Origin of the sequence: Arboricoccus pini (genome assembly GCF_900187945.1) — a bacterium.
Lineage (GTDB): Bacteria > Pseudomonadota > Alphaproteobacteria > Geminicoccales > Geminicoccaceae > Arboricoccus > Arboricoccus pini.
The window spans coordinates 163,229-187,577 of record NZ_FYEH01000002.1; the positions used below are offsets into that span (position 1 = coordinate 163,229).

Consider the following 24,349-nt stretch of genomic DNA (forward strand, 5'->3'; position numbering starts at 1 on the left):
GCGAACCACCTGCCCTTTCGCTTGCGGCATGGTGGCCAAATCCGTGTCGGCGTCAACTTCCGATGAGCTGGTCGACCAGGGCCGGCACCGCTTCACTCGCGAGCCCCCGCCAATGTTCATCGAAGAAATCGCTGACGGCGCTGGCAAGAAGATTAACCTCGATTGACCAAGCACCGGCGGCACGCGCCGCCTCGACGAATCCCGCCGCCGGGTAGACCTGCCCCGAGGTGCCGATCGCGATAAAAATTCCACACGTCTCGAGCGCCTTGTAAATCCGACCGAGGCCGCGCGGCATCTCGCCGAACCAGACGACGTCAGGACGCAATGTGGCGATTGAGCCGCAGACGCCGCAGCAGCTCCGCACACTCAATTGCTCGTCCGCCGGACCGACCTCATCGCAGGCAAGGCAGCGCATCATGCCGAGTTGCCCGTGCATGTGCAGCGTCCTGACCATCCCCGCCCGCTCATGAAGATCGTCCACGTTCTGGGTGACGAGCAGGAAGTCTCCCGTCCACGCCCGTTCCAGGCGCGCCAGAGCCAGATGGGCCGCATTGGGGGCGATGCCCGGTCCGGCCAGTTGTCGACGGCGTGCATTATAGAAGCGGTGCACGAGCTCGGGATCGTCCCTGAACGCCTCGGGGGTCGCCACCTCGTCGATCCGATGACCCTCCCAGAGGCCATCCGCTCCGCGAAACGTCGCCAGGCCCGATTCCGCCGAGATGCCGGCACCGGTAAGGACGACGATCGGCACATCCTTGCCAAGTCGACGACCGCGTTCGTTTCGCACCAGAACTCCCCTCGTCCCAACGCAAAGGACGACCCCGGCCCCACGCGAAGAACGCGGGACCACAAGAAAATAGACCACGCAGCTTAGACGCCTCGCAGCAATTTGCGAGATCCCATCAGGCGGACAGGACTTTCTTGGGGGATGACTTGGCTCCGGCGGTAGGACTCGAACCTACGACCCGACGGTTAACAGCCGTCTGCTCTACCACTGAGCTACGCCGGAACATCTCTCGTCTTCGGGCGCGGGTCATAGCAACCCTTGGCCCGCTCGGCTAGCCATGCGGTGATGATTTTTCATCCGCATCGCCAGCACCGCTCCACTCGTCTCATTCGAGACCTGGAGGCCCGGGCCGGAATCGAACCGACGTACAAGGATTTGCAGTCCTCTGCATGACCACTCTGCCACCGGGCCGGTGTGAAGCGCGGCTTTCATAGGGGAGGCAGCACCGCGCGGTCAATGCACTGAGACCGCGTCCAGCCGCCCGGCGCAGCAATTGCCCTTCCTTGCGCAACGCTTCTATATTGCGCCGGCGCCGGCGAGGCCGGTTTGCTCCGTTGCCAACCCGCAAGGTCGAGCTTCCCACATGTCCGATTATGCCGTCGCCCGCCGAAACATGGTCGAGAGCCAGCTCCGGACCAATCGGATCGACGACCCGGGCATCATCGAGGCCATGTTGACCATTCCAAGGGAGCTCTTCGTGCCGCCCGCGTTCAAGAGCGTGGCCTATACCGACGAGGATCTGGCCTTCGGCGATGGCCGCCGGCTGATCGAGCCCCTGGCACTGGCCAAGCTCCTGCAGAGCGCCGCCATCCGGCCGGACCAGACGGTCCTCGTGATCGGCTGCGACACGGGCTATGCCGCGGCCGTGGCCGGCCGTCTCGGCGCCAGCGTCCAGCTCTTGACCGAACGGCATGACGACACGACGGAGATCGATCGCCGCCTGAGGGATCTCGGAATCGACAATGTCAGCGTCGAGACCGGCAGACTAAAAGAGGGCCTACCGGCAAAGGCACCTTTCGATGTCATTCTCCTTGCAGGCTCGGTGCGCGCGATCCCGAGCGAGCTGACACAGCAGCTCAAGGAGGGAGGGCGCCTCGCCTGCGTCGTTCAGGATGACCGAGCCGGTCGCGTCACCATTGCAACACGCGTGAATGGAACGATCGGCAAGGTAACGCCGTTCGACGCCTGGCTCCCTGAACTTGTCACATTCCGACCCGCGCCGAGCTTCGTCTTTTAAGATAACCAGGCTCAACCCCGATGCGACATTAATGCGACTCATCTCCACGTTATCTATCTCCGGGGTTGCGCGAGAGTATCTCCGCTAGGCGAACTTCGCTAAGCGCCATTTGATGAGCACCGGGCGCTTTTTGATCCTGATGACGTGCATGTGGCTCGGCATATCGCCATGCGCTGCCGAGACACTCAGGGACGTGCTGCTCGACGCGATCGATGCCAATCCAGCACTGAAGAGCGCCAGGGAACGGGTGCGCGGCGCGCAAGCACTGGTCGACGCCGCCAAGGCCGGCGGGCGGCCTACCGTCTCCTTGAATTCGAGCGAAGGCATAAGCTATCTCGACGCCGACCGGCAGACGACGACGCTTGGCGCCACGCGACAGGCCCTGGTCGTTCGCCAGCCGTTGGTCTCCGGCGGCCAAATCACCGGCGACATTGAGCGCACCCAGGGCAATCTTAGAGCGGAACGCGCCAGGCTCCGCGATGCCGAACAGCAGATCCTGGCAACGGTGGCTGGTACCTACGCCGCCCTGATCCGCGATCGTGCTCTTCTCGCCCTGGCGACCGCCAAGGAAAAACGACTAAAACAAGCCTTCGACCAGACGCGGCTGCGCTTTCGCTTCGGCGATGTTACGATCACTGACATCGCGCAGGCGGAAACCCGCCTGGCCGGTGCCGCCCACGCGCAAGCCGTGGCCGAGGCGGGCGTGCAGGCGAGCGAAGCGGAATTCATGCGGCTGGTGGGACGGCCGCCGTCGCGGATTCTGCTGCCGCCGCCCGAAGCGCCGGGCCTGCCGCGCTCGCAGGCCGAGGCTGAAGGCCTGGCGCAGGATCATCCAAGCCTGGTCGCGACCGCGAACGACGTCGATTCGGCAAGAGGGGCTCTGGCCGTCGCCAAAAGCGAGCGCCGCCCCAAGGTCGCACTCGAGACTCAATTGGCCTACGCGACCGATCCGGATCGCTATACCGATCGGCAGACGGAGGCGTCCATAGGGGCTGTCGTCACCGTCCCGCTCTACCAGGGCGGTGGTGCCGCGGCGCGCGAACATGCGGCCCAGGCCGAACTGTCACGTCGCCGCTATGACCTGGAGGACCGTAGGCTGGCGGTCACGCTCAATGCCACGCAGGCTTGGCAGACCCTCATGCTGGCGCGAAGTTCCGTCAGGGCGCTGGAGATCCAGGCGCGTGCGGCAGAGATCGCCGCCGATGGCGTGCGGCACGAGGCGCTCATCGGCCTGCGGACGGTCCTGGACGTCCTGGATGCGGAAAACGAGCTCTTGCGGCCCGCTCGGAACTGGTTCGCGCGCAAGCGGATCTTGTCACCGCGAGCTATGCGCTCCTGGCCGCCTCGGGCCGATTGGACGAGCGGGCTCTTGGCCTCGCCGCGGACTCCGATGCCGCTCCTTAATCCTCGCATCGTTAACCTTTTCGATATTCTTGGTATGTATCAACGATCACAAGGCAAGTGCCTGTTCGCCCACTCCTTGCAGAACATTCTGGAGCCGTCATGACCGATGAAAGCAACCGCGCGCCCTCGCGAGGCGCGCCGGTCCCGTCGATGGAAGACATCATGACGTCGATCCGCCGGATGATCGTCAACGAGCCGGAGGGTCAGTCGCCGGCACCGCCCGCACCAGCCCCCCGCCCCAGCAGCGTGCCCCAGGCAAAGCAGGACGAGGAGCTGCCCCGGCCGCAATTCCTGCGCGAGCGCAGCGAGCCGCAGCGGCCGCGGGAGACGGCGCCAATCCGTCCGGAGCCAAGCCCCCTGGAGCGGAGCGATAGCGAGATCCCCAGGCCCTCCTTCATCGCCAACCCTCCTCCTCAAGCGCTTGGCAGCCAGGCGGAATGGCGCGAGACACAGCCCGTGACGGTCACGCCTCCAGTCTCGACCGAGCCCGCCAATCCCACCGTCAAACCCGCGCCTTCAGCCCAGAATTCGGCGGATAACGGTCTCCTTTCCTCGGCAGCAGCCATGGCCAGCAGTTCCGCCTTCGCGCGCCTCCAGGAAGCGGTAGCCCCGACGCGAGCACGCGCGCCGTCGATCGACGAACTCGTCGTCGAGATGATGCGGCCAATGTTGAAGGACTGGCTGGATGCCAACCTGCCGCAGCTCGTCGAGCGCATCGTCGAAGAAGAGGTGGCCCGGCTGGTCAAGCGCGAAAGCCGCTAGCCAGGCTGCTGACTAATCGCAGCCGGAATGCCAGATGAACTTAGTGGAGGAACGCACGTTCCCCAGCATTGTCGGCCGGAGGCCCGGATCCATTTGGTGCCCGCTGCCGGACTCGAACCGGCACGCCCTTGAGGGCAACGGATTTTAAATCCGGTGCGTCTACCGATTTCGCCAAGCGGGCAGCCGCGCGGACCATAGCGTCGTCGGCCGGGGCCGCAAGGGGTGGAGGCCGATAGGTTTTTCAATCGGAGCCTTGCTTTGCCCCCCAGTTCTCCCTTGGCCTCAAAGCGGGGCCAGGCCCTGATCCTCGGCGGCAAACCCAATCTGGCGCGCAAGGTCAGCAAAGGCCAGAACCGCCGCCTCGATCGCCCTGGGGTCGGTGCCGCGAAAGACAATGGAGGTCTCCGGTCGGCCGTCCCGCTGTCCCGGATAGCTACCGATCTCGACGCTGCCATGGGTCGCTTGCAGCTGCCGCAGACCGTCAGCCAGGACACCCTCGGCCTCGTCGCAGACGACGGTCCGCGAGCGCAAGGGCTTGCCGCCCGTCAGCGTCGGGACGAGAAGATCGAGCATGGGTTGCATAATGCGCGGCACGCCCGGCAGCACATGCACGTTACGAAGAACGAAGCCCGGCGCGGTCGAGACGGGATTGTCGATAAGGCTGGCACCTTGCGGGATGTCAGCCATGCGCAGCCTGGCGTCGTTGACCTTTTCGGGCGGGTAATAGGCACGCAGCCGCCGTTCCGCCTCCGCATTGCGCACGAGCGGCACATCGAATGCCCTGGCAATGCTGGCGGCCGTGATGTCGTCATGCGTCGGACCAATGCCGCCCGTCGTGAAGACATAGGTCGTGCTGGCGGCGAGTGCCCGCACCGCCTCGATGATCCTGGCCTCGATATCTGGAACGATACGGGCCTCGGTCATGCGGATGCCGGCCGTACCCAGGACGCGGGCGATATAAGACAGATTGGCGTCGATGGTACGGCCTGAGAGAATTTCGTTGCCGATGATGAGGAGCGATGCCGTCGGATTGCTCAAGCGCCTTCTCCAAAGCCCTGTGATGTCGAAGCTTCAATCCGGCCGCGACGATGGGCATGCTCGGCCAGCCGCAGGATTTCCTGCTGAATATCAACCAGAACGCGATTATCTCTTACGGGGACCAGCCTGATCCGAGAGCACCGCGATGAACGATGCAGTATCCAGGGAGAACGTAGCGCGCAAGCTTGCGGATGTCGGTCTTTCGCTCGTCGAACGCGGCAATCAGTCGGGCGGCGTCGATCACGTCATCGTCGGCGATACCTTCCCGCATCGCGAGCTGATCAAGCGGCTTGGCGGCCGTTGGAGCAGCAGCGACAAGCACTGGCGGCTGGTCGAGGGCTTTGCCGGACCCGGGCTGGCGGAAGCGCCCTTGCCTGGCCCGGGCGGCGGTCACTCCTGGGGCGGCAAGCATTATCATGGTCATCGGCGTAGGTTGCGCGATCGCTTCATCGAGACGTCGCCCGCGAGCCTCGCGGATTACGAGCTCTTGGAGCTCCTACTCTTCTTTTCCGTCCATCGCCGCGACACGAAGCCCATCGCCAAGGCGATGATCGAGCGCTTCGGCGGCCTTGGTGCCGCCCTGGCGGCGGAGCATGCCCGCTATGCCGAGATTCCAGGCCTCGAGCCGCCACGTGAGGAAGACGGCGACGAATGGACGAAGAACCGGACCGACGATCTGCATTTCACGTCCGTGCTCCTCAAGGCGGTGCATGAGACGATCGTGCGCGTCCTCAAGGAGCCCATACGCACGGCTACGCCGATCGCATCCTGGAGTGCTCTGACCGACTATCTCCAGGCCTCCATGGCGCATGGTGCGGCCGAACAATTCCGCATCCTCTTCCTCGATCGCAAGAACGGCCTGCTGCGTGACGAGGTCCAGAGTCGCGGCACCGTCGACCACACGCCACTCTATCCGCGCGAGGTGGTCAAGCGGGCACTGGAACTCAGCGCATCGGCGATCATCATGGTCCACAATCATCCAAGCGGCGACCCGACGCCTTCCAAGGCCGACATCGAGATGACGCGGCAGGTGATCGAGGCGCTGGAGACGGTGGGCGTGCAAATGCACGACCATGTCATCGTCGGCAAGAATCGCCACTTGAGCTTCAAGGCGCAAAAGCTCATCTAGCGCGCTGACCGCCGCCGCGACCGGCGGCCCCCACCACCATGATGTCCGATGCCGCCCTTCGATCTTCCCGTCGCCCCTGTCCTTCCGGAGCTGGTGGCCGCTCTGGAACGCGACCGCCGCGCCGTCCTCGTCGCCCCGCCCGGGGCCGGCAAGACGACGCTGGTCCCTTTGACCTTGATGCAGCAGCAATGGGTACAAGGTCGCATCCTCATGCTGGAGCCGCGCCGGGTGGCGACGCGTGCCGCGGCAAGGCGCATGTCGGCCCTGCTGGAGGAAGAGCCGGGCAAGCGGGTCGGCTGGACGACGCGCTTCGAGCGGGTGGGCTCGCTCCAGACCCGCGTCGAGGTGGTGACCGAAGGTATCTTTACCCGCCGAATCCAGGCCGATCCCACCCTCGAAGGTGTGGCCGTCATCATCTTCGATGAATTTCATGAACGCTCGCTCGACGCCGATCTGGGCCTGGCCCTGGCAATCGAGGCCCAGCAAGCGCTAAGGCCCGATCTGGCCATCCTCGTCATGTCGGCAACGCTCGCGGCCTCGACGGTCTCGGCCCTCCTCGACGACGCGCCGGTCATCCGCTCCGAAGGGCGAAGCTTTCCCGTCACGCGGCATTATCTGCCATCCCCCAAGGACCTGCCGCTGCCGGCACAGATAGCATCGGCCCTGCAAACGGCCCTGGCGATCGACGGCGGCGACATACTCTGCTTCCTGCCAGGCACTGCCGAAATTCGCCGGACCCGGATGGCGCTGGAAAGCGACCCGGCATACCGGGAGCTGGCCATCGTCCCTTTATATGGCGACCTGCCGCCGGCCCAGCAGGACCGGGCACTCCAAGGCGACTCGGAGGGCCGGCGCAAGATCATCCTCGCGACCGACATTGCCGAGACCTCGCTGACGATCGACGGCGTCTCGATCGTCATCGATGCCGGGCTCGCCCGCAAGCCCGCCTTCTCGCCCCGGACCGGCATGAGCCGCCTGGAGACCATAGAGGTCTCGCAAGCGGCAACCGAACAGCGTGCCGGCCGGGCCGGCCGGCAGCGTCCAGGTCACTGTTTTCGCCTTTGGGCCGAAGGCGCGCAGCGTCTACGCCCCGCCCATGATACGCCGGAGATGGAGCGCGCGGACCTTGCCCCTCTAGCCCTCGAGCTGGCTGCCTGGGGGGTACGTGGACCGGATGCGCTGCGCTGGTTGACGGCCCCGCCCACGGCGACCTGGGGACGGGCGATATCGACGCTGCGGTCACTTGGCGCCCTGGCAGAAGATGGCGGGATCACCCCGCATGGCAGCCGGATCCGCGCTTTACCCCTGCACCCTCGACTGGCCCACATGATCGTTCGCGCCGAAGAGCACGGCCTTGTGGGCACGGCAGTGGCGCTGGCGGCCCTCCTCTCCGCGCGCGATCCTTGGCGCCAGTCGCAGGACCCGGATCTCGGTCACCGTCTCGAACTCTGGCAGCAGGGCGGTGGCAACGCCGACAAGGGCGCTCTTAGGGAGTTGCAACGGGTCGCAGGCCAGATCGCCAGGCTTGCCGGCCCCGCGCAGCCGATCGAACCGCAGCGCGCGGGCGAGGCGCTGGCCCTGGCCTATCCCGAACGCGTCGGTCAGGGTCGGGGTAAAAGCGGCAGTTTTCGTCTGGCAAACGGCCGTGGCGCCCGATTTGCCATGGGCACCCCCATGGCGGCGGCGCCTTGGATCGTCGCGGCCGACCTCGACGACGGCGGCGCCGAGGCGCGCATCCATCTGGCGGCCGAAATTGCCTCGGATCGCCTGCAGCGCCTTTGTGCGGACGCCATCCGCGTCGAGGACGAAGTGGCCTTCGCCGCCGATACCGGCCGGATCGAGGCCACCCGGACGACCCGCCTTGGCACCATCGTCCTCCTTCAACAGCCCCTTTTGGACGTCGCACCGGAAGCGATCACGGAGGCGCTCCTTCAGCATCTTCGCGACGAGGGACTCGAGGTGCTGCCCTGGACGAATGGCGCGAGGTCGCTGCTGGCCCGCTTGCGATTCGCCGCGCGCATGGAGAAGGGTCGCTGGCCCGCGACGGATGACGAGGCGCTCATGGCAAGCCTCGATACGTGGCTCGCACCCTATCTCGCAGGCCGCCGGAACTTCCTCAACATCGACATGGAGGCGGCCCTGGGCGGCCTGCTCAGCTGGGAGCAGCGTCAGGCCCTGGATCGCCTGGCACCCGCCGCCTGGCAGACGCCCGGCGGCCGCCAGCTACGGATCGATTATGAGGGCCCGCAACCCGTCATCGCCACGCGTCTGCAGGATCTTTTGGGTGTCGACAGCCACCCCTCGGTTGCCGGCGTCCCATTGAGCGTTCACCTGCTCTCACCCGCCCAACGACCGATTCAGGTGACCAGCGATCTGCCGCGCTTTTGGCGCGGCAGCTATGCCAAGATCCGCAAAGACCTGCGCGGCCGGTATCCTAAACACGACTGGCCCGAGGACCCGCTGGCGTCCGTGCGGGACAGATGAGGCGAAGCGAGCAGGCCGTCCTAATGGGCCGATTCGGCGAATTTATGGTCGAGCGAATAACCCTCGGCGCGAACGGTGCGCAGAAGGTCGGCTTCGTCGTCGCCGTTCAGCGCTCGACGCAACCGGCGCACGGTCGCATCGACCGTGCGCAGCTCAATGTCGAGCTCACCGCCCCAGACCCTGTCCAACAGGGCCGAGCGGCTGAAGACGCGGCCAGGATTCTCGAGAAGATGCCGCAACAGCCGGAACTCGGTCGGCGAGAGATGGATCTCGCGATCGCGCCTGAACACGCGATGTGCCGTCAGGTCCATGCGCAGGTCATGGAATGACAGGATCTGGTCCGTGAAGGCCGGCCGCACGCGGCGCAGCACGGCACGGATGCGGGCGATGAGCTCGGCCGGCGAGAACGGCTTGGTGATATAGTCGTCAGCCCCGGTATCGAGGCCACGCAGCCTGTCAGGCTCCTCGCCGCGGGCCGTCAGCATGATGATCGGCATGCTCGCCGTCTCGCTGCGGCGGCGAAGCTGGCGACAGATCTCGATACCGGAAAGCTGGGGCAGCATCCAATCGAGCAGGACGAGGTCTGGTTCACGCTCGGCTATGAGGGTCAGAGCCTCCTCGCCGTCATAAGCCTGCATGGTCTCGAAGTCGGCCGCTCGCAGATTATAGGCCAGGAGCTTCTGCAATGCCGCTTCGTCCTCGACGATCAGGATCAAGGGCCTGCTCATCGTCAATCGCGCCTTGGCTGATTGATAGAGGAACCAAGCATCATGTAGTTGATCTTCTCAGCTATATTGGTCGCGTGGTCGCCGATGCGCTCGAGGTTCTTGGCGATGAAAAGAAGATCGATGCACTGGCTGATCCTGCGGGGATCCTCCAGCATGTAGGTGATGAGCTCGCGGAACAGGCTGGTATAGTTGCGGTCCAGTTCCTGATCGCGGTTCCAGACGTCCGTTGCCTTCTCGACATCGCGATCGACAAAGGCGTCCAGCACGTCCTTGACCATGCCAATGGCCTGCTCGCTGATGCGACGGACCTGGTTCATCGCCGCAAACTCGGGATGATCCGCAAGGCGCTGCGCCCGCTTGGCGATCGAGACGGCATAATCGCTGGTGCGCTCGAGATCGTTGCTGATCTTGAGCGCCATAGTGATGATCCGCAGATCTACCGCCATGGGCTGGCGCATCGCCAGGATGCGGATGACGTCCTGATCGATCTCCTCCTCGAAATGATCGACCTCCTTGTCGCGCTCAATGACCCGCGAGGCGCTGACGATATCGCGATTGACCAGCGCTTCGACGGCATCGGCCACCTGTCGCTCGGCAAAGCCGCCCATCTGGATGATCTTGGACGTCAGGCCGTTCATGTCGTCGTCGAATGACTGGACGATATGCTTGGCGCCCGAAGGATCAGCTGCCTGATTTACCATGAGAGCTCTCCCTCGAGCCTTAGCCGAAACGGCCAGTGATATAATCCTGGGTGCGTTTCTCGCGCGGATTGGTGAAAACCTGCTGTGTCGGCGAGAATTCGATCAACTGCCCCAGATACATGAAGGCGGTGTAGTCGGAGGTACGCGCCGCCTGCTGCATGTTATGGGTAACAATGGCGATCGTATAATCCTGCTTCAGCTCGTCGATGAGTTCCTCGATCTTGGCCGTCGAGATCGGGTCGAGTGCCGAGCATGGCTCATCGAGCAGGATGACCTCTGGCTTGACGGCAACGCTGCGCGCGATGCAAAGGCGCTGCTGCTGACCGCCCGAGAGCCCGAGACCGCTTTGATGCAGCTTGTCCTTGACCTCGTCCCACAAGGCGGCCCGACGCAACGCCGCCTCGATCCGGCCGTCGAGCTCCAACTTGGAAAGCTTCTCGTAGAGCCGGATGCCGAAGGCGACATTATCATAGATCGACATTGGGAAGGGCGTCGGCTTTTGAAACACCATGCCGATACGGGCCCGAAGGAGATTGAGGTCCTGGCCGGGGGCCAAGATATTCTCGCCGTCAAAGAGAACCTCACCCTCAGCCCGCAGCTTCGGGTAGAGGTCATAAATGCGGTTCAAGACACGCAGAAGGGTGGACTTGCCGCAGCCGGAGGGGCCGATGAAGGCCGTGACCTTGCCTGTCTGCAGCTTGAGGTTGATGTCCTTCAGCGCATGGAACTTATCATAGAAGAAATTCAGATTGCGGATGTCGATCTTGGCACTCAGGGCGGCGTCGACATTGCTTGGCTGGCCCGTGGCCAAAGATGCCAGTTCGGCGTTCATGAGTTCTAGTTCCCCTTGCTTGTCAGGGCTGCCAGGCCGCGAGCTGCGATGTTCAACGCCAGGATGGCGACGGTGATGAGCAGCGAGCCGCCCCAGGCAAGTCGCTGCCAGTCCTCATAGGGACTGAGCGCCATCTGGAAGATCGCTACCGGCAGATTGGCCATCGGCGCGTTCATGTCGCTGCTCCAGAACGAGAAGAAACCGCTTCCGCCGAATTGATTGTTCAGGGAGGTGAAGAGAAGCGGCGCCGTCTCGCCGCTGATCCGCGCGATGGCCAGGAGCACGCCTGTGATCATGCCGTTGCGCGCGGCCTTGTAGGCAATGAACGCCACCACCTTCCATCGCGGCGCGCCCAATGCCGCCGCGGCCTCGCGCAGGCCGGTCGGCACGAGATTGAGCATGTCCTCGGAGGTCCGCACGACGACCGGGATGACGAGAAAGGACAGAGCGAGCGATCCGGCCCAACCCGAGAAATGCCCGACCTGCAGGACGAAGATGACGTAGACAAAGAGGCCGATAATGATCGAGGGCGCGGAAAGGAGGATGTCGTTGATGAAGCGGATCACTGAGGCCAGGACCGACTTCTTGCCGTACTCGGCCAGGTAGGTACCAGCCATGATGCCGATTGGCGTACCGACAAGCGTAGCGATGAGCGTCATGGCAAGGCTGCCGATAATGGCATTGGCGAGCCCGCCGGCACTTCCCGGTGCGGGCGTATTCTGCGTGAAAATCGCAAGATCGATCGCCGAGAAGCCGTTCCAGAACAAGGTTCCAAGAATGGCAAAGAGCCAGAACAGGCCAAAGACGGCGGCACCCATGGCCAACAGCATCGCGACGAAGTTGGTGCTTCGGCGCCTGGCATAAAGGCTCTTCGAGAGGGAGGTCGCTGCCATGCTCAGCCTCCAGCCTTCTTGTCCATGCGCATCAGCATCAGCCTTGCGAGCACCAGGACGAAGAACGTGATCACGAAGAGGATCAGCCCCAAGCCGATCAGGGCGCTGGTATAGAGGTCGCCCACGGCCTCGGTGAACTCATTGGCAATCGAAGCCGAGATCGTCGTGCCGGGCGCCAGGATCGAGTTGCTGATCCGATGCGCGTTGCCAATGACGAAGGTGATGGCCATGGTTTCGCCAAGCGCGCGCCCAAGCCCAAGCATGACCCCGCCCGTCACGCCCACGCGAGAGTAGGGAAGCACGATCCTGCTCACCACCTCCCAGGTGGTAGCACCCAGCCCGTAGGCCGATTCCTTCAGCATTGGCGGCACCGTCTCGAAAACATCGCGCGTCACGGACGTGATGAAGGGCAGGATCATGATCGCCAGAATGATCCCGGCCGTAAGGATCCCGATACCGTAAGGAGGCCCCTTGAAGAGCGAGCCTATGAGGGGCAGCGGCCCTAGCCCCTTGATCAGGAAGGGCTGGATATAAAGCTGCATGAAGGGCGCGAAGACGAAGAGGCCCCATATGCCGTAGATGATACTGGGAATACCCGCCAGAAGCTCGATGGCGATGCCGATCGGCCGCTTCAAGCCGCGAGGGCAAAGCTCGGTGATGAAGATCGCAATGCCGAAGCTCACCGGTACGCCGATCAGAAGGGCGATGGCCGAGGTCACAAGCGTACCGTAGATCGGCGCCAGCGCACCGAACTGCTCGGTGACCGGGTTCCAGATCTCGGTCGTGATGAAGCCCAGACCGAATGTGGCGAAGGCAGGCCAGGCCCCATCGATCAAGGAAGCCATGATGCTGCCCAGAATGACCAGAACAAGGAGGGCAAAGCCGAGCGTCAAATAATAAAAGATCGAATCCTGCGCCTGCTGGCGCTTGGCAAAGGCGGGGGTGATGCCGCGTTCGGCGATTCCGCCCTTCGTTCCATCGCGATGGTTAAGGAAAGCTCGAGCCATGATGGTTCCGGATGAAATGGGGCGATCCATCGATACCGCATCCTTCGATCATGAAAGATGCGGTGCCAAGGCAGACCCTTGATCGTTCGACGGTCAGTTGACCTTGATCGAGCCCTGCCAGAGTTCCTCGACGGATTTCACGACGGCGGGCGGCATCGGCACGTAGTCCAGTCCATCGGCCAGCGCGCCACCCTTCTCAAAGGCCCAGCGGAAAAAACTGATCGCTGCCTTCGCCGCGGCTGGATCTTTGGGTTCTTTGGGCATCAGGATGAACGAAGCACCCGTGATGGGCCAGCTATCGGCCCCCGGCTGATTGGTGAGAATGAGATAGTAACCCGGGGCCGATTTCCAGTCCGCATTGGCTGCGGCAGCGGCAAAGGCCTTGGAATCGGGCTCTACGGCCTTGCCCGCGCTGTTCATCAACTTGGCGAACGTCATCTTGTTCTGCTTGACGTAGGCATATTCGACATAGCCGATGCTACCCTGCGTCTGACGCACCATGTTGGCTACGCCTTCATTACCCTTGGCGCCGATGCCGGCTGGCCACTGTACCGAGGCGTTGGCACCGACGTTCTTGGCGAACGCATCGTCGGTCTGGGAGAGGAAGGTTGTGAAGAGGAAATTGGTGCCCGAGCCATCGGAGCGATAAACGGGCGCGATCGCAATATCCGGCAGGTTCACGCCCTTGTTCAGAGCGGCGATCTGCGGATCGTTCCAACTCGTGATGTTACCCAGATAGATCTCGGCGATCGTATGACCGTCCAGCGTGATGCCGCCAGGCTGGATGCCCGGAAGATTCACGGCCGGCACGGCGCCGCCCATGATCTGCGGCCACTGCACGAGACCGTTTTTCTCGAGATCCTCGCTCTTCATCGGCGCGTCAGAGGCACCGAAGGTCACCGTTCGCGCGATGATCTGCTTGATGCCGCCCCCGGAACCGATCGACTGATAGTTCATGCCAACACCGGTCTCGGCCTTATACGCCTCGGCCCACTTCGCATAGACGGGATAGGGAAAGGTGGCACCGGCACCAGAAATATCGGTCGCCTGGGCCAAGCCGGCGCTGATGGTCAACAATGCACCAGCCAAGGCGCCGCTCAAGGTACGCATGAGCCATCTCCGTTCGATTGCGAGAGAACCGCGGCGGCCGCGGCTCGGGTTCGCCGTTCTTCTGTGCCGCCGTCGCGCTGTCTCTATGACGGTTATGTGATGGTTTCGTGATTGTACTCGGAGATTATCGCGGCCTTCGCCGGATCGCCGATATCGGCCAGCGGCAGGAAGATCGAAAAACAACTCCCCAGGCCAAGTCGGCTCTCGATACGGAGGTGACCCTGATGGCGACGGACGATGTGCTTGACGATCGCCAGACCGAGCCCGGTGCCGCCGATCTTGCGCGAACGTGCCTTGTCCACGCGGTAGAAGCGCTCCGTGAGCCGTCCCAGATGCTCTGGTGGGATGCCCTCGCCATGATCGGTGATGGCGATCTCCAGGCATGGCCGCCCCGTCAAGGGACCGACATCGCCCTCGGCTCGCGCCAGGTGGCGGAGCGTGACGTCGACCGGCCGGCCGGCACCGTATTTGAGCGCGTTGTCGACCAGATTGAAAACCATCTGGTGGAGCTGATCGTGATCCGCCCTGACGGGTGGCAGCGTTCGCTCGGCTGAAACTGGCGTCAGGCTCAGGTGCGAGTTCACCTCCCTGGCCGTCTTGCGCAGCCGGTCGATCACCTCCTCGACGACGGCTTGCGCATCGAGGCTCGCTTCCGGTTGCTGGTTGGCCGCGACTTCGATCTTCGAGAGGGACAATAGATCGTCGATGAGCCGCTGCATGCGTCGCGCCTCGTCGGCCATCATCTCAAGGAACATCTCCCGGGCCGCTGCGTCGTCCTTAGCCGGGCCTTGCAGCGTTTCGGTGATGCCAATTATCGAGGCTAGAGGCGTACGGATCTCGTGGCTGGCATTGGCGACGAAGTCCGATCGCATGCGCTCGATTAGAACATGCTCCGACTGTTCCCGCAGGGCAAGGAGGACGCCTGGCAGGCCATTGCGCAGCGAAATCGGCATGACGCGGGCTATGAACTGCTTGCCGCGATCCAAGGTCGGACTAAAGGCCACATTGTTGGCGCTGCCTGTTCCGATGGCCGCGTCGACTGCCGCCAGGACACCCGGATCGCGAATGGCCCGGGTGAGCGGAAGCCCGTTCAAGCGCACGCCGAAGGCGCGATCGGCCGCCGGATTGGCGAGATCGATCGCCCGATGGCGATCGACGACCAGGATCGGGTCCAAGATGCCGGCCACGATCGTGGCGAGGCTTCGCTCCTGACGTCTCAGCCGCCGGCCGCGATCGGCCAGAAGCTCTGCCATATCGGCGATCGAGCGCGCCACGAAGCGAAGGGGACCATGCAGATTGGGGGCGGCCGACGCACGCTCGCTCCCGTCATCCAGCAACGGTTCGCTTGTGACCAGGTCGTTCAGCCAGTCGAGGAGACGGCTGGCATCGCGCCCGCGCCTGCGTGCATGCACACAGGCAAGGACGATCAGAAGGACGACGCCCAGTCCGATCCCGACGGCCAGATGGGCAGCGCCCGTGACGAGAACGGCCAGGAGCGCCAGCAGGCCCGGCAGGGCGATAAGGATTGCCTCGAGGACGACGAGACGCCAGGAGCGCATGACCCGCCTCTCTCAGCAGTCAGTGCGCCAGTTCCGGACGGTCCTTGAAGAAGGCCAACACGTCCGGGTTGGCCAAAGCCTCCGTGTTCTTGACCGGGCGGCCATGGACGACGTCCCGCACCGCGATCTCGGTGATCTTGCCGCTCATCGTGCGCGGGATATCGTCGACCGCCAGGATGCGTGCCGGCACGTGGCGCGGCGTCGCGTTCTCCCTGATCCGGGCCTTGATCTTGGACTCGAGATCGCTCGTCAGCGCGGTTCCGTCCTTGAGCTTGACGAAGAGGATCACGCGCACGTCGCCCTCCCAATCCTGGCCGACGCAGATCGCCTCCTGCACCTCGTCGATGCCCTCGACCTGGCGGTAGATCTCGGCTGTCCCGATGCGAACGCCACCAGGGTTGAGCACGGCGTCGGAGCGCCCGAGGATGATGATCCCGTCATGCTGGGTGAGCTCGGCATAGTCGCCATGACACCAGATGCCCGGGAAGTTGGCGAAATAGCTGGCATGATAGCGGCTGCCGTCCGGGTCGTTCCAGAAGGCCACCGGCATGGAGGGAAAGGGCCGCGTGCAGACCAGTTCGCCCCGCTCGCCCCTGACGGCGCGACCCTCGGCATTCCAGACCTCGACGGCCATGCCAAGGCCGCGCATCTGCAGCTCGCCAGCGAAGACCGGTCCGGCGGGATTGCCCAGGGCGAAACAACCCAGGATATCGGTACCCCCGGAGATCGATGAGAGCTGGAGATCCCTCTTGACGTTGGCATAGACCCACTCGAAGGCCTCCGGCACCAGCGGCGACCCGGTCGACAGAACGGCCCGCAACCGGTCCAGCGCATGCCGATCCCTCGGCGCATAATCGGCCTTGCGCAGCGCGTCGATATATTTGGCGGAGGTGCCGAACACCGAGACTTCCTCTTCCTCGGCGATCCGCCAGAGCACAGAGGCGTCACGATGGAAAGGCGAACCGTCGAAGAGCACCAGGGTCGCCTGGCTGGCGAGCGCGCCCACCAGCCAGTTCCACATCATCCAGCCACAGGTCGTGAAATAAAACACACGCTCGCCCGGCCGGATATCGCTATGGAGCCGATGCTCGCGAATAAGATTCAAGAGAACACCGCCCTGGCCATGGACGATGGCCTTGGGCGTCCCCGTGGTGCCCGAGGAGTACATGATGACGAGTGGATGATCGAAGGGAAGCTCGGCAAAGCTCAGTGGGCCGGGGTCAGCCGAGAGATAATTCTCCCAACGGACGGCGCCAGGCAGTGAGGGCGGCATGGCCTCGCGATCGAGATAAGGCACCATGACGATCCGCACGAGCGCTGGCAGCTCTGCCGCCACCGCTTTGACCTTGGCGCCGATATCGATGCGCTTGCCGGCATAATGATAGCCATCGACTGTGATCAGGACCTTGGGCTCGATCTGTCCGAACCGGTCGAGCACACCGCGCACGCCGAAATCGGGCGAGCAGGACGACCAGATGGCGCCAAGCGACGACGTTGCCAGATGCGCGATGATCGTCTCCGGCAGATTGGGCAGATATCCTGCCACGCGATCGCCGACATCGACGCCATCGGCCTTCAAGGCGGCCGCCAATGCCGTCACCTGTGCCCGAAGCTGCGCCCAGGACAATTGGCGGCGCAAGCCGTTCTCGCCACGAAAGATCAGGGCTGGCGTGTCGTCATCGCGACGCAGGAGATTGCGGGCGAAGTTCAATCGCGCGCCAGTGAACCAGCGCGCATCGCGCATATGCGTACCTTCGACCAGGGCCTCCTCGTAAGGCGCTTCCGATTGGACCTCGCCCAGCCGCCAGATGTCCTGCCAGAAGGCGGAGGCGTTATGAACCGACCAATGCCAGAGATCGGTGATAGCGCTATCGCCGTTAAAGCCATGCGCCTGCGCAAAGGCCATGATCTGTGTCCCTTGCGCCCGCACGGCATCCGGTCGCCACAAGGGTTGATCGCTCATCATCGACGGCCTTTCGCGTGTCTGCCTCTTGAACCGGGTTGGTCATACCGCCCGATCGGTCGTTGCCTCGAGTTTATGGAGAGTCGCGGCCGCTGGAAACTCCGGCCGCGCGAGGGAAGGAATCTAGCGCAGCTTCTTTGTCAGCTCGACGACATCTTTGGTGTAGGCATCGATAAGGCGCCGACGACAGAGGCTCCCGGCATAAGGCGCGTCATCCTGACCGCTGGCGGCCTTCGCCTCGAGTTCGCACTCCGCGCCCGCAAACGCAGTCCAATGCGTCTGCATTTCCTGAAGGTCCGACGACATTTGCCGTCGCGTCGCCTTGATCGTCTGCTTGGCGATCTGCGCTTTCAAGGTCCTCAGCCGCGCGGCGAGTTCGACCTCGGCGTCCTTGGTGCTTCGCTCAATACAGGCCGCGGCATCGGAAGGCTTGGTCAGCAGATCCAGGCACGCTTCCGCCTGCGCCGGATCGGCGGAACCAAGGAGCGTCACCATCGCCAATACTACCAGATAACGCATGCGCCGGCGTCTTACTCGAATCGATGGTGGCGTGGGAAACCGCGCGGTGCCAGCCGGCCGCTGCCGGCCCGCTTGCCCATATAACCCTGCAGGTCGTTCACGCGTCGAGTCTGCCCAGGCGGACCGAAGGTAAGCCCCTCATCGGCCTGGAACGTCTTGATGTCGGCGAGTTCGCCATCCTTCATGCGCATGATCAAGACCCCCTTGCCTCGGGCCATGATCGGCAACTCCTCCAGCGGAAAGACGAGGAGTTTGTGGTTGGTGGCCGTTACCGCGACCATGTCGCCTCGCACCGGGACGGCGAAATCGAGCTTCAGGCCCTGGTCGAGATTGACGACCTGGCGACCGGTCTTGGTCTGGGCCAACAACTCCTTCTCGACCGCCTGGAAGCCCCGGCCGTCCTTGGTGGCCAGAATGAGACGCCCCTCCGGCTCGTGAATGCGCGCCGCGACGATCTCCACGCCGCGGGCAATGTCGACGAATAACGTCAAGGGTTCGCCCTGCCCGCGGCCGCCGGGCAGCCGGTCGACACCGATGGTGAAGACCTTGCCATCCGTGGTCAGCAGCAGGAGCTTGTCGCTCGTCTGGGAATGGAGCAGGAACCGCTCGCCGTCGCCCTCTTTGTACTTGACCTCGGCCGATGCCTCGAGATGCCCGCGCATGGCCCGGATCCAGCCCTTGGCCGAGAGCACCACGGTGACAGGGAAACGTTCGACGGGAAGGTCGATGATCTCGGCCGAGACCGTCGGTGCCGAGCCCAGCTCCGTGCGTCGACGGCCGAGCTCGCCGCTACCAAAGGCTTTCTTCGTTGCCAGGATCTGCTCGCGCAACCGGCCCCGCCTCAAGCCCTCGTCGGCCAGCAGCGCCTGCAGATCGGCCTGCTCGTCCCGGAGCTTCTTGGCCTCACCCTGGAGCTCCATCTCCTCGAGCCGGCGCAGATTGCGCAACCGGAGATTAAGGATCGCCTCGGCCTGCCGGTCGGTCAACTCGAAGGCGGCGATAAGTGCTGCCTTGGGCTCGTCTTCCTCGCGAATGATCTGAATAACGCGATCGAGATCGAGGAAAGCCTTGAGATAGCCTTCCAGTACCTCCAGCCGATCGGCGATCTTGCCCAGCCGGAATTCCGTTCGCCGGATGAGAACGACCATCCGGTGGTCGAGGAAGCTCTGCAAGATCTCGGCGATGCCCATGACGCGGGGCACGCCCTGCGCATCGAGCACGTTCATATTCAAGGATAGGCGCACCTCGAGCTCGGACGCCTTGAAGACTTGCTCCATCAAGGCATCGGCTGGGATGGTCCGTGCACGCGGGACAAGGATGAGCCGGACCGTATCCGCGGATTCGTCGCGCAGATCTTGAAGAAGCGGCAGCTTCTTGGCGGCAAACAACTCGGCCAGGCGCTCAAGCAGGCGGGATTTCTGCACGAGATAGGGGATCTCGGTAATGACCACCTGGTAGAGCCCGTGCGGCAGCTCCTCTCTTTCCCACTTGGCTCGCAGGCGAAGCGAACCACGCCCCGTCCGATAAGCGGCGGCGATCAGTTCCGGACTATCGATGAGAACGCCCCCTGTCGGCAGGTCCGGTCCCTTGATATGCGCCATCAACTCCTCAACCGAGGGCAGTTCCCCGGCTTTGCGCTTGAGCATCCAGGCCAACGCGTCCAGGAGCTCGCCCGCATTGTGCGGCGGGATGTTGGTGGCCATGCCGACGGCAATACCGGCGGCGCCATTCGCCAGAAGGTTGGGAAATGCCGCTGGCAATACAACGGGCTCGGTTTCGCTGCCGTCGTAGGTGTCGCGAAAATCGACGGCGTTCTCGTCGATTCCTTCAAGAAGCGCCATGGCAACGTCGGTCAGCCGCGCCTCGGTGTAGCGCATCGCCGCCGGGTTATCGCCGTCGATATTGCCGAAATTGCCCTGGCCATCCACGAGCGGGTAGCGTTGGGCAAAGCTCTGCGCGAGACGCACCATGGCATCATAGACGGCGGTGTCACCATGTGGATGGAACTTACCGATCACATCGCCGACGACACGCGCGCATTTTTTGTAACCAGAGGCTGGGTCCAGGCGCAACTCGCGCATCGCGTAGAGGAGCCGCCGCTGGACGGGCTTTAGCCCGTCGCGCACGTCCGGAAGCGAGCGGGAGGTGATCGTCGAGAGTGCGTAGGCAAGATAGCGCTCGGAAAGCGCGTCCTTGAGGTTGACGGGGCGGATGTCCCCGCCCTCGGGGCCCCCGCTACCGGCGTTGGCCGCTCGACTCATGCTCCATCTTCCCTTGCGTCATCGGTGGCATCCAGGCGCGCCTGCCATAGACTGACGAAACGGTCGCGCGCCAGGGGCAACGGCTTGTCGACCGGCCCCACGATATGCCGGTCGAGAAAGAAGCCTGCAAGCCGTAGACCGTCGGCGATGCCCTGCCGATCCGCCGGTACCGGCAGAACGAGAAAGCTCGGCAGGCGAAGGAGCCGATCGGCATAGGTGCCGGCAGCTGCCATCGTCACGGCCTTGCCGGTGCGCGGCGATACGAAGGCCAGGCCCTCGCTCTCGCCCGTGACGGCGCAGACATCGAGCTCCAGGCCAAAGCCGAGCTCGGCCAAAAGCAACAGCTCGAAACGCACATAAGCCTCGGGCCAGGCCGCGTCGCCGGTCAGCCGCTCGAGAAGCGTCAGCAAAGCCGCGAAGAGCCGAGGGTGTGGATCACGTTCCGGCAGCGCCTCATCGACCATGGCGCATGCCCCGGCCGCGGCCGCGAGCCGCAAGGGATCGTCCAGGAGGCCGGCCGCATACAGGCGTACCGGCTCCAAGGCGAAATGGCCCAGATGATCAACAATCCTGGCCTTCCAGACCGCCTCGAGACGATTGCCGGCCTGAAGCAGCGGTCCAAGCCGCCGGCCACCACCGCCCCTGACCAGACCCATATGGCGGCCATGCTCGAAGGTCATCAGGGCCAGGATCGCGTCATTCTCGCCGTGTCGACGACTGGAAAGAACGATACCCTCGTCGCGCCATTCGATCATCGATGGCGCGTGTCAGGAATTAAAATCGAGCCCCAGCTCGCGATAGCGCTCTGGATCCTCGGTCCAGCGCTCACGGACCTTGACGAAGAGAAAAAGGTGGACGCGGCACTCCAGGTTGCGCTCGATCTCCTTGCGCGCGGCTTCGCCGATGGCCTTGATCTGGCGCCCTCCCTTGCCGAGCACAATGGCTTTTTGACTATCGCGCTGGACATAGATCGTCTGGTCAATCCTGACCTCGCCCGTGTCAGTATTCTCGTTCCAGGCTTCGGTCTCGACGGTAATGCTGTAGGGCAATTCCTGGTTGAGTTTCAAAAAGATCTGCTCGCGTGTCAACTCGGCAGCCAGTGCCCTGCTCGACAAATCCGACAGCTGATCCTCGGGGAAGAGCCAGGGTTCTTCCGGCAACCTTCGACCGATATCGGCCAGCAGATCGGGAACACCATGGCCCTCCAGCGCCGAGACCAGGAAGGTCGCGACGAAGGGCACGCGCTCATTCGCGGCCTTGATCAGCGGCAGGAGCTTGGGCTGTTCGACGAGATCGATCTTGTTGATGGCAACGATGGCGGGCGTGCTTGCCTTGGCGATCCCATCCAGGACGCGCATGGTATCGCCGTCCAGTCCCTTGCGGGCGTCCACCACGGCCACGACCAGATCCGCCTCCGCCGCTCCGGCCCAAGCCGCCTGGACCATCGCCCGTTCCAGGCGACGGCTCTCATGCGGCTCGAAGATGCCGGGCGTATCGACGAAGACAAGTTGCGCGTCGCCAGCGATCGCAATGCCGATCACCCGGCGGCGCGTGGTCTGCACCTTGGGTGAGACGATCGAGACCTTGGTTCCAACCAAGCGATTGAGGAGACTCGACTTGCCGGCATTGGGAGCGCCCAGCAGTGCCACGAAGCCCGCCCGAGTTGAGGCTGGCGCGCCGGAAGCAGCCGTATCCGGGATGGTCATGCGTTCTTGGCCTTCTGGTTGGCGGCCTCGGTTAGATGATCGATCAACTTTTGTGCCGCAGCCTGCTCGGCACGCCGCTTCGAACTGCCCTCCGCCGTCGCGGGCCGCTCGCTGCCGACTTTAACGCGAATACGAAACAAAGGCGCGTGCGCCGGCCCCTGCGTCTCGAGGACAGTGTAGGAAGGAAGGTCCATGCCGCGTTCGAGCGCCCATTCCTGCAACGCCATCTTAGGATCGCGCGGTGGATCGGCCATGGCCGCCACGCGCTTCTCCCAATGGCTCAGGATGAAACGACGCGCCGCCTCGATGCCCCCGTCCGTATAGATCGCACCGATCAAAGCCTCGCAAAGATCCGCCTGCATCTTGTGGCTAAACTGCGCGCTGCCCGAAGTGAGCGAACCGTCGGTGACCAGCCAACGGCCGAGATTGAGTTCAGTGGCGATCTCGGCCAACGTCACCGTACTGACCAGCACCTGAGAGCGACTGGTCAAGGCCCCTTCGCTGGCCTTCGGGTATTGGCTAAGAAGGATCTCGGCGATGATCAGACCCAGGACGCGATCACCCAGGAATTCGAGCCGCTGATTATTGCCCGTCGCGGACTTGGACTGCCCCCTGCCCGCTCGGCGCTCCCGCCCGGCAGAGCTCGCATGCGTGAGCGCCGCCCGCAGCAGATCGCGGTCGCTGAAGCGATAGCCGATGATCGTTTCGATTTCTTGTGACAAGGGTCCGTTCGTCCGAAGCCCATCAGGGCAAAATCGCCGCCGATGGCCTACCGGGACATATGACGGCGCTGGAGTTAAAGCTCGCTAGCGAATAATCGAGAACAAACGATCATAGCGGATCGCGGTCGGCCAGGTCCAGGGCATGAACAGATCAGCCGTGCCATCCACCGAGAAAAACAGAATATCGGCACGACCGATAAGATTCTCGATAGGAACGTAACCGACCTCGTTGGTGCGCGAGTCCAAGGAATTGTCGCGATTGTCGCCCATGGCAAACACATGACCGGGCGGAACCTCGAAGACACCGGTATTGTCGAGCGGACCGTTCGGCGTGATATCGAGAATATAGTGCTGACGGCCGTTGGGCAGTGTCTCGATAAGCCGCTGGGCCGTGATCGTCCGCCCGTCGATCGATTCGTCGAACGTGCCGGCGGCCTGGAGTTCAACAGGCTTGCCGTTAATGTTGAGAACGCCGTTCAGCACCTGGATCTTGTCGCCGGGAAGTCCAACGATGCGCTTGATATAGTCCGTCTTGCCATCGGACGGCAGCTTGAAGACGGCAACGTCACCGCGCTCCGGCACCCGTCCGAACAGGCGTCCTTGGAAAAGCGGCAGACTGAGCGGCAGAGAGAAATGGCTATAGCCATAAGAAAATTTGGAAACGAACAGGTAGTCGCCCACGAGCAAAGTGGGCTTCATCGAACCTGAGGGGATATTGAAGGGCTCGTAGGCCACCGTGCGCACGGCGAGCGCGATGATGATAGCATAGACGAGAGTCTTGACGGTTTCGAGCACACCGCCGCGTTTACGGTCGGCGACGCTTAGGGATTTTTGCATACTGGTCGTACGTCCAACTACCACCGGGCCGGTAGGCGGTGCATCACCGCCGCGCGAAGAACCGGTTCCACATCGAGCATGACCTGTCACGACCAGAGGCCGACGGCAAGCCGGCGGCCCGCGCGTCATCGGGGCGATGCGGAGATTAGATCACGCGCGATCGGCAAACAAGCAACCCAACCGGCGAGATTCCCGACTGGCTACACCATCGCGAGGCCGTCGGGTGCCTTCCCTCAGGGACCGGAGAGAGGCATGACGACTCAAATCGGCAGTGCGCTGATGATGACGATGGCTTGTGCCAAGGGAGGCTCGTCCGTCAGCGTCAGCTCGATCGAGGCTCGCATGCCAGGCGGCGTCAGCGCTTCCAGGCGGGTCAGCGCGCCGCCGGTGAGGACCAGGGTAGGTTTGCCGCCGGGCAAGTTGACGACCCCGATGTCACGCCAGAAAACGCCACGCGCCAAGCCGGTGCCCAGTGCCTTGGCACCGGCCTCCTTGGCAGCGTAGCGCTTGGCGTAGGATTCCGCCCGCGTCGCCCGTGCATCGCTCTTGGCCCTCTCGATATCGGTGAAGCACCGTAGCGTGAAACGTTCGCCGAACCGTGCAAGCGTCTGCTCGATCCGCCTGATGTCGACAAGATCGGTGCCGATGCCAATGATCATTAAGCAAATCC

General features: G+C 63.6%; 22 protein-coding genes and 3 tRNA genes. 5 read left to right on the forward strand and 20 right to left on the reverse strand.

Annotation, left to right across the window (positions count from 1 at the left end):
* Window positions 1–52: 52 nt before the first annotated feature.
* From CFB17_RS03540 to CFB17_RS03550, 3 genes are all read right to left on the reverse strand, one after another.
* Entirely contained in the window at window positions 53–787 is a 735-nt protein-coding gene (locus CFB17_RS03540) for an NAD-dependent deacylase (RefSeq protein ID WP_207761922.1), read from the reverse strand.
* A 147-nt stretch (window positions 788–934) separates the two neighbouring features.
* Window positions 935–1,009: transfer RNA gene (locus CFB17_RS03545), tRNA-Asn, on the reverse strand.
* A gap of 115 nt (window positions 1,010–1,124) precedes the next feature.
* Window positions 1,125–1,198 (reverse strand) — tRNA-Cys (locus tag CFB17_RS03550).
* A gap of 172 nt (window positions 1,199–1,370) precedes the next feature.
* Between CFB17_RS03550 and CFB17_RS03555 the strand changes: the two genes are divergently transcribed.
* The 3 genes from CFB17_RS03555 to CFB17_RS03565 all read left to right on the forward strand — a co-directional run bounded on the left by CFB17_RS03555 (window position 1,371) and on the right by CFB17_RS03565 (window position 4,190).
* A complete protein-coding gene (locus CFB17_RS03555; RefSeq protein WP_088560022.1) occupies window positions 1,371–2,024 on the forward strand; it encodes a protein-L-isoaspartate O-methyltransferase family protein in 654 nt (217 codons plus the stop codon).
* 112 nt (window positions 2,025–2,136) lie between these two features.
* Entirely contained in the window at window positions 2,137–3,531 is a 1,395-nt protein-coding gene (locus CFB17_RS03560) for a TolC family protein (RefSeq protein ID WP_088560023.1), read from the forward strand.
* Window positions 3,528–4,190 carry a DUF2497 domain-containing protein gene (locus CFB17_RS03565; RefSeq protein ID WP_088560024.1) on the forward strand — a complete coding sequence of 221 codons (663 nt, stop codon included), beginning with the start codon at window positions 3,528–3,530 and terminating at the stop codon, window positions 4,188–4,190. Before CFB17_RS03560 ends, CFB17_RS03565 begins: the two co-directional genes overlap by 4 nt.
* A gap of 94 nt (window positions 4,191–4,284) precedes the next feature.
* Here the strand turns inward: CFB17_RS03565 and CFB17_RS03570 are convergent.
* Window positions 4,285–4,371 (reverse strand) — tRNA-Leu (locus CFB17_RS03570).
* Window positions 4,372–4,472: 101 nt separating this feature from the next.
* Complete coding sequence (locus CFB17_RS03575; RefSeq protein ID WP_165769404.1) at window positions 4,473–5,228, reverse strand: competence/damage-inducible protein A; 756 nt, start codon at window positions 5,226–5,228, stop codon at window positions 4,473–4,475.
* 145 nt (window positions 5,229–5,373) lie between these two features.
* Here CFB17_RS03575 and CFB17_RS03580 point away from each other — a divergent pair, with 145 nt between their 5' ends.
* A complete protein-coding gene (locus tag CFB17_RS03580) occupies window positions 5,374–6,357 on the forward strand; it encodes a JAB domain-containing protein (protein ID WP_088560026.1) in 984 nt (327 codons plus the stop codon).
* Between the two features lie 48 nt (window positions 6,358–6,405).
* Window positions 6,406–8,841, forward strand: a complete 2,436-nt coding sequence (gene hrpB, locus CFB17_RS03585; RefSeq protein WP_088560027.1) for an ATP-dependent helicase HrpB — start codon at window positions 6,406–6,408, stop codon at window positions 8,839–8,841.
* Between the two features lie 20 nt (window positions 8,842–8,861).
* Here the strand turns inward: hrpB and phoB are convergent, their stop codons facing one another.
* The 15 genes from phoB to acpS form a co-directional block, all read right to left on the reverse strand.
* On the reverse strand, window positions 8,862–9,569 hold the full coding sequence (gene phoB, locus CFB17_RS03590) for a phosphate regulon transcriptional regulator PhoB (protein ID WP_088560028.1): 708 nt from the start codon (window positions 9,567–9,569) through the stop codon (window positions 8,862–8,864).
* A gap of 2 nt (window positions 9,570–9,571) precedes the next feature.
* A complete protein-coding gene (gene phoU, locus CFB17_RS03595; protein ID WP_088560029.1) occupies window positions 9,572–10,270 on the reverse strand; it encodes a phosphate signaling complex protein PhoU in 699 nt (232 codons plus the stop codon).
* A gap of 19 nt (window positions 10,271–10,289) precedes the next feature.
* Complete coding sequence (gene pstB / locus CFB17_RS03600) at window positions 10,290–11,102, reverse strand: phosphate ABC transporter ATP-binding protein PstB (RefSeq protein WP_088560030.1); 813 nt, start codon at window positions 11,100–11,102, stop codon at window positions 10,290–10,292.
* 5 nt (window positions 11,103–11,107) lie between these two features.
* The gene (gene pstA, locus CFB17_RS03605; RefSeq protein ID WP_088560031.1) at window positions 11,108–11,995 is read right to left on the reverse strand and encodes a phosphate ABC transporter permease PstA; all 888 of its coding nucleotides are present in this window, start codon (window positions 11,993–11,995) and stop codon (window positions 11,108–11,110) included.
* Between the two features lie 2 nt (window positions 11,996–11,997).
* The gene (pstC, locus tag CFB17_RS03610) at window positions 11,998–13,002 is read right to left on the reverse strand and encodes a phosphate ABC transporter permease subunit PstC (protein ID WP_088560237.1); all 1,005 of its coding nucleotides are present in this window, start codon (window positions 13,000–13,002) and stop codon (window positions 11,998–12,000) included.
* A 93-nt stretch (window positions 13,003–13,095) separates the two neighbouring features.
* Window positions 13,096–14,112 carry a phosphate ABC transporter substrate-binding protein PstS gene (gene pstS, locus CFB17_RS03615; protein ID WP_088560032.1) on the reverse strand — a complete coding sequence of 339 codons (1,017 nt, stop codon included), beginning with the start codon at window positions 14,110–14,112 and terminating at the stop codon, window positions 13,096–13,098.
* 92 nt (window positions 14,113–14,204) lie between these two features.
* Window positions 14,205–15,671, reverse strand: a complete 1,467-nt coding sequence (locus CFB17_RS03620) for an ATP-binding protein (RefSeq protein WP_088560033.1) — start codon at window positions 15,669–15,671, stop codon at window positions 14,205–14,207.
* Between the two features lie 19 nt (window positions 15,672–15,690).
* Window positions 15,691–17,634, reverse strand: a complete 1,944-nt coding sequence (locus tag CFB17_RS03625; RefSeq protein ID WP_243389713.1) for an acetoacetate--CoA ligase — start codon at window positions 17,632–17,634, stop codon at window positions 15,691–15,693.
* A gap of 123 nt (window positions 17,635–17,757) precedes the next feature.
* On the reverse strand, window positions 17,758–18,153 hold the full coding sequence (locus tag CFB17_RS03630; RefSeq protein ID WP_088560035.1) for a lysozyme inhibitor LprI family protein: 396 nt from the start codon (window positions 18,151–18,153) through the stop codon (window positions 17,758–17,760).
* An 11-nt stretch (window positions 18,154–18,164) separates the two neighbouring features.
* On the reverse strand, window positions 18,165–20,414 hold the full coding sequence (parC, locus tag CFB17_RS03635) for a DNA topoisomerase IV subunit A (RefSeq protein WP_088560036.1): 2,250 nt from the start codon (window positions 20,412–20,414) through the stop codon (window positions 18,165–18,167).
* The gene (recO, locus tag CFB17_RS03640) at window positions 20,411–21,169 is read right to left on the reverse strand and encodes a DNA repair protein RecO (RefSeq protein ID WP_088560037.1); all 759 of its coding nucleotides are present in this window, start codon (window positions 21,167–21,169) and stop codon (window positions 20,411–20,413) included. Before recO ends, parC begins: the two co-directional genes overlap by 4 nt.
* Window positions 21,170–21,181: 12 nt before the next feature.
* Entirely contained in the window at window positions 21,182–22,120 is a 939-nt protein-coding gene (gene era / locus CFB17_RS03645; protein ID WP_088560038.1) for a GTPase Era, read from the reverse strand.
* Window positions 22,117–22,842, reverse strand: coding sequence for a ribonuclease III (rnc, locus tag CFB17_RS03650; RefSeq protein ID WP_088560039.1), 726 nt, complete (start codon window positions 22,840–22,842; stop codon window positions 22,117–22,119). Before rnc ends, era begins: the two co-directional genes overlap by 4 nt.
* Before the next feature lie 84 nt (window positions 22,843–22,926).
* Window positions 22,927–23,679 carry a signal peptidase I gene (gene lepB / locus CFB17_RS03655; protein WP_088560040.1) on the reverse strand — a complete coding sequence of 251 codons (753 nt, stop codon included), beginning with the start codon at window positions 23,677–23,679 and terminating at the stop codon, window positions 22,927–22,929.
* A 260-nt stretch (window positions 23,680–23,939) separates the two neighbouring features.
* Window positions 23,940–24,338, reverse strand: coding sequence for a holo-ACP synthase (gene acpS / locus CFB17_RS03660; RefSeq protein ID WP_088560041.1), 399 nt, complete (start codon window positions 24,336–24,338; stop codon window positions 23,940–23,942).
* Window positions 24,339–24,349: the final 11 nt, after the last annotated feature.